The following is a 5934-nucleotide window of genomic DNA, read 5'->3' as shown; positions in this document are numbered from 1 at the left end:
AAAACGTTTGTTTGAAGCTAACACCGCGCATTTTCGATGATGTGAAGATGGGCAACGCGAGCCCGTCAACGTTCTTCCCGCGGTTGGTCGAGGCGTTCGGTTCGACGCGTCTGGCTTGGGGCTCGAACTTCCCGAGCTCGGAAGGCACGCTCCCTGAAATCCTTGCGACGGCTCGTGTAGGTCTGCAAAGTTTGAACGAGGAAGACCGCGCATGGATTTTCGGCAAGACCGCGCAGCGGTTGTATCCGGCACTTGCCTGAGCGCCGAGACTCGAGGAAATAAGGGCCACGATTGCACTATCGTACGCATCGCATGACGCGGGGCGACAACAGACAGGAATGAAACTATGAGCGACACCCGCCTAAACGGCATCATCCGTGCCTTTGAATCCGGCAAACCAGCCCTGACCGCTTTCTCCAAGCTCGACAGGCAAAACGCCATCGAGATGAGCGATGCGCCGTACGACGGCATTGTTTTTGAGATGGAACACAACCCGTATGACGTAACCGCGCTCGGCGACGCACTGCAATACATGCTGAACCGCAAGGAAATTGCGGACGCAGCTTCGGTGGCATCGCGGGTGACGCCGATCGCACGCATTCCGTCCAACGGTGCAGAGATGAATCAGGCATTCGCCAAGCAGGTGCTCGATCGCGGCTGCTATGGAGTGGTGTGGCCGCATGTCTCTACGCTTGAGCAAGCCTATAACGCGGTGGCGTCGTGCCGTTATGCACGTCCGAGGAACGCTCCGCTTTACGAACCGAAGGGCGCCCGCGGCGATGGTCCCGCGACAGCGGCACGCTACTGGGGATTGAGCACCGCCGATTATTACGCGAAGGCCGACGTGTGGCCGCTCGCGCCGCAGGGCGAAATCCTTGTCGGTTTGATGTGTGAAAGTACGGAAGCCATCGAAAATCTCGACCATATTCTCGCCAACGTGCCGGGAATCGGCTTTATCCTGATTGGCGAAGGCGACCTGAGTCAGCAGCTTGGTCTTGCACGGCAGTACGAGCATCCAGAAATGCTCGGCGCAATGCGCGAAATTGTCGAAATCTGTAAGAAGCGCAATGTCGTGGTCGGTAATCCACATACGACGACGAAAAACTATCAACGTCTCGTCGACGAGGGTTATCGATTATTGATGTCGGCTCCGACGCGTAGCTACGGTGTCATAGACCTGACACGCCAGTCCGCAGGCTATTGATCGATCGAACCACATACAAGGAATATATTATGCCAACGACGCAAGCGGATCGGCCCAGGCTGCGCATCAACCTCGCTGACTATGCGGTGACCAAGGCGATAAAGGACGGACGCGTAAAGTCTGTTCTCGCAGATCTTGACTACTGCGGTCCCCTGCGAGCGCACGAGGGCTTCAAATCAATGGTGCGCGAGGATGCGTATGACGCGGGCGAGCTTGCACTCGTCACGTACCTACAGGCGAAAGCGTACGGAAAGCCCTACGTACTGTTGCCCGCGCCAATTTTGGGGCGCTTTCAACACCACTGCGCGGGCTACAACGGCGATCTTGGACAGATGGGCCCGAAGGACATCGAGGGCAAGCAGGTTGGCGTGCGCACCTATGCGCAAACTACCGGTTTGTGGATCCGCGGTATTCTGCGCCACGAATACGGCGTGGACCTCGACAAGGTCACATGGATGACACTCGGCGACGGTCATCTCGCCGAATACACTGATCCTCCCAATTGCAGACGCCTGCCCAGAGGGTCGTCGATCCCGCAGATGATGATGGACGGCGGACTTGCGGCCGCGCTGCTCGGCGAAGACATGCCGAAGGACCCGCGTGCGCGCACGCTGATTCCCGACGCGCAGGCCGCAGCGAAAGACTGGTTCGCGCGAGAGGGTGTAGTGCCCATTAATCACATGTTCGCGGTTCACAGCGATCTGTCGAAAAAGCGGCCTGATATCGTACGCGAGTTATACCGAATGATCGTTGAAAGCCGGTCTCTTGGGGAAGGCGTGCCGGCCGTGTTCCCGCCTTTTGGTCTTGAAGCGAACCGCAAAGGGATCCAACTCGCAATAGACTGGGCGCTCGATCAGAAGATCATACCGCGCCGTTTGTCGGTCGATGAGTTGTTCGATGATGTGACCGCGAACCTCGCGTGACCACTCGGACATTGGTCCGCAGCCGTTAGCAACGAGTAAATGATACGCAACTATCGACAACAAAAATGATTAATCGGAGACGAAGCAATGGAGACAATCCGGAGAGCGGCAGGTCCCGAGGGTCGGTGGAGGGTTGTCTTCCTGCTCGCCCTTGGGCTGATGATCGCGTTCATGGACCGCGCGAGCATGTCTGCAGCACTCGCGGATCACCGTTTCGTGAGCGATTTTGCCCTGACGCAAGTTCAGCGCGGCTGGCTCGGTTCGTCCGTGTTCTGGGCGTATGGGCTGCTGCAACTTCCAATGGGATGGATGGTCGACCGCTACGGCGTCAAGTGGCCGTACGCAATTTGCTTTTTGCTGTGGTGTATCGCGGCGGCCGCGACTAGTATTGCGACAACACTGTCCACGCTGATAGTCGTGCGTGTGCTAATAGGCGCAGCGGAAGCAGTTGTCGTTCCTGCCACCTATCGCTATATTGCCAACCGCTTCGAAGAAACGCAGAAGGGCACGGCACTCGGTATTTATTCGATTGGTGGCAAAATGGGCCCGGCCCTCGGTGCACCGCTCGCAGCTTGGCTAATTGTCGGCGCGTCGTGGAAGGTGATGTTTGTTGTGACAGGACTCGCGGGTCTGGTCTGGCTAATGCCGTGGCTTCTTATAGTGCACAACGATTTCCCGGATAATACTGAATTGGTAGCGAGAAAGAAAAGGGCGGCGTCGGTACCGCTTCGCAATCTTCTCGTAAGTCCGGTGGTGTGGGGCGGCCTAGTTACCAATTTCTGCTATGCATATTTTGCGTTTTACTGCATGACGTGGATGCCCGCGTACCTCGTCGAGCAGCGCGGCCTGTCGCTGCAGCAGTCAGGGCTTTATACCGCTTATAGTTTCTTTGGCGTCGCGATTACAGCGGGGCTCAGCGGCTGGGCCGCCGACCGGATCATCGCGCGCGGATACGATGCCGTCGTCGTGCGGAAGTCGTTCATGGTGGTCGGATTCATTGGAGGTACAACGGTTCTGTTTGGCGCCTACGCAAACTCGGTTCAGATGGCATTGCTGTGGAATGTGCTTTCGCTGACGCTAGTGGGGCTCGTGACGACGAACAACCTCGCCCTCGTCAAACTTACGCTGATCCCGAAGCAAGCGGTCGGCTTGAACACCGGTTTGCAACAAGTCGCGACGAGCCTTGCCGGTGGGGTGTCTGCGGGCCTTTCAGGATGGCTTCTGCATGTAGGCCACAGCTATACGCTGCCGATGATGGCCATCTTCGTTTTCCTGTTGCTCGGTGCAACGAGCACCATTGTGCTGATGCGGCGAAAATGGGCGCCGAAGGTTAACGATCCAGGCGAAGAATTGTCGCAACGCGAAGCTCCTCCAAACGCCGCGACTAGCAGCAGCGTGCGTTAGACGGAGGCGTGCCGGCAATCGCGCTGTCAAACGGCGAATCGCACGCCGTAAGTCTGCAAGTCGCCGACACCTTGCAACCGTAATCCAGATCGAACGCCGCCTCACGGCGCGTGGGTCTTCGACGTCCGAAGCGCAACGCTTCCGAAGGAATACATGCTGCAAGATGCGCGCGCTCTCATATACGCCAGTTAAAATCAGTCGAATGGACTCAAACGATCTGGACCTCTTCGCTCGCGTTTGCCGGGCTGGCAGCATTTCCCGAGCCGCCCTCGAGGCAGGATCGGATCAGTCGACGATTAGCCGGCGAATCGCGGCGATCGAAGCGGAACTCGGCGTGCGGCTCTTTCGCCGTAGCGGACGCGGTGTCGCGTTGACCGAACGTGGAGAGCAACTGCTGACCTACGCGCTGGAAACGAAACGCATGCTCGACGAGGCGAGCCGCACGCTCAGGAGCAGCTCGGCGCTCGGTCCGGCGCGCCTGTGCATCGCTGCACAGCCGACCATTGCACGCATCATGTTCGGCCCGCTCGCGCATGCGCTGAAGGCACATTTCTCATCCACGCAGGTACGCTTTGTAGAAGGTCTCGCCAGCCAGTTGCTAGGGGCGCTGAAGGACGGCGAACTCGACGTCGGGATTCTCTATGCTCCCGAACACCGCGGTGCGCTGGCCTACGATTTATTGTTGACCGAAGGCGTGTGTCTGATAACGCCAGAAGACTATCCGCTCGATGGTGAGACCATCGACGTGCGCGCACTTGCCAGCGTGCCACTTATTTTGCCGAGCACTCATCACGGCTTGCGCATGCTCGTGGAATCGCTCGCGACGCGGCATGGCTTCTCGCTGAACGTCGCGTTCGAATGCGACGGTTCAATCTCGCTGACCAAACGTCTTGTCCTGGCCAATTGTGGCTGTACTGTGCTGCCGTCTGCGGCGGTGGTCGAGGAAATGGCGGCGGGGCGGGTCAAGTGTTTCCGGCTGGAGAATCCCCCAGTGACACGCGATGTAGGCCTATTCTGGCCGCAGCACCGCGCGGGAGCCGGCGGCATATGGCAAGTGTCGCGCCTCATCCGGGATTGCGCCGAGACCCTCGTGCGGCGCAATGACTGGCCGGGCACGCAACTGGTGCCGGGCTGAGTGGTTCTCATGTCGCTGTCAGGCGGTTCGCCGGAGTGATTTGCAACGGATCGACCTTTAGTTCGATCAGCGCGGCCACCCCCGCTTTTTGCGCGCGCTCGAACGCCGCCGCGAAATCCTCTGTGCGTTCGACGCGCTCCGCGTGCACACCGAAAGACTTCGCCAACGCGATAAAGTCTGGATTGGCAAGCTGTGTAGCGCAAACACGCCCTGGGTAATCGCGCTCCTGGTGCATCCGGATCGTACCGAGCATGCCGTTATTCACGACAATCACAACGAGCGCTGCTCCGAACTGCATTGCCGTTGCAAGCTCTTGCGGATACATCATGAAGCAGCCGTCGCCAGCAAAGCAGATTACCAGACGCTCGGGCTTATACAATTTCGCCGCGATGGCGGCGGGAAAGCCGTAGCCCATTGCACCGTTGGTAGGCGCAAGCTCTGTTGCCGGTTGCCGGTACCGGAAGTAACGATGCACCCATACCGTGTAATTACCCGCGCCGTTAGCGATGACGGCATCGTCGGGCAATACGTCGTTCAAATGCGCGACCACGCGCGCCATGTCGACACCGTCGATTTCGGCCGATACAGCGGGCGGTGTCGAATGTGCGACATAGTCTGCGCGCGCCATTGCGGTCCATGCTTGCCACGGCTTGCGCAATGATGCATCAAGCGTGTCTAGCGCGGCTGCGAAAGCGCGCATGCCCGCATTGATTGGCAAATGCGCCTGATACACACGCCCGAGCTCCTGCGGATCGGGGTGAACATGTACGAGCGTCTGGCGCGGCGTGGGCACTTCGAGAAGCGTATATCCCGATGAGGTCGTTTCCGCGAGCCGCGATCCAATCACAAGCAGCAGATCCGCTTCGCGCACCCGCTGGGCGAGCTTTGGCGAGACGCCGAGACCAAGCTGGCCGGCATAGTGTTCGTCTCGATTATCGAAGAGATCCTGACGACGGAACGATGCTGCCACCGGCAGATCGTTCGCGACGATGAAGCGCTTGAACGCGGCGCTGGCGCTCGCGTCCCAGCCTGTGCCCCCAATCACGACAAGCGGCTTTTGTGCACCGTCCAACAGCGCTTGCAGTTCGTTCATTGCTCCCGGTTCCGGCGCGGCCTGCACGATGCGCACCGGCGCGCCATTGGCAGTTTCACTTGATTCGAATAAGACGTCTTCGGGCAGGCTGATTACGACGGGTCCGGGACGGCCTGACATTGTGATGTTGAGTGCCTTCGCGACGATCTCGGGAATGCGTTCAGGACAGTCGATC

At 59.0% G+C, this 5934-nt stretch carries 6 protein-coding genes; 5 read left to right on the top strand and 1 reads right to left on the bottom strand.

Features of this window, described 5'->3' with window-relative positions; all coding sequences use genetic code 11:
• From ACFFAR_RS22435 to ACFFAR_RS22415, 5 genes are all read left to right on the top strand, one after another.
• The coding region (locus tag ACFFAR_RS22435; RefSeq protein ID WP_375508496.1) for an amidohydrolase family protein at positions 1–260 on the top strand (260 nt) is incomplete at its 5' end.
• An 86-nt stretch (positions 261–346) separates the two neighbouring features.
• Positions 347–1204: an HpcH/HpaI aldolase/citrate lyase family protein gene (locus ACFFAR_RS22430; RefSeq protein ID WP_375508495.1), complete on the top strand. Its 858-nt coding sequence runs from the start codon at positions 347–349 to the stop codon at positions 1202–1204.
• A 29-nt stretch (positions 1205–1233) separates the two neighbouring features.
• A complete protein-coding gene (locus tag ACFFAR_RS22425) occupies positions 1234–2127 on the top strand; it encodes a phosphate ABC transporter substrate-binding protein (RefSeq protein WP_375508494.1) in 894 nt (297 codons plus the stop codon).
• A gap of 87 nt (positions 2128–2214) precedes the next feature.
• Positions 2215–3531, top strand: coding sequence for an MFS transporter (locus ACFFAR_RS22420; protein WP_174365429.1), 1317 nt, complete (start codon positions 2215–2217; stop codon positions 3529–3531).
• Between the two features lie 202 nt (positions 3532–3733).
• On the top strand, positions 3734–4666 hold the full coding sequence (locus ACFFAR_RS22415; protein WP_174365430.1) for a LysR substrate-binding domain-containing protein: 933 nt from the start codon (positions 3734–3736) through the stop codon (positions 4664–4666).
• A gap of 7 nt (positions 4667–4673) precedes the next feature.
• Here ACFFAR_RS22415 and ACFFAR_RS22410 read toward each other — a convergent pair.
• A partial coding sequence (locus ACFFAR_RS22410) for a thiamine pyrophosphate-dependent enzyme (RefSeq protein WP_375508493.1) occupies positions 4674–5934 on the bottom strand: 1261 nt, incomplete at its 5' end.

It is taken from the genome of uncultured Caballeronia sp. (assembly GCF_964243625.1).
In the GTDB taxonomy this organism is placed as follows: Bacteria; Pseudomonadota; Gammaproteobacteria; order Burkholderiales; family Burkholderiaceae; genus Caballeronia.
Note: the sequence above shows the minus strand (reverse complement) of the source record. Positions and strands in the feature narration are given on the sequence as shown.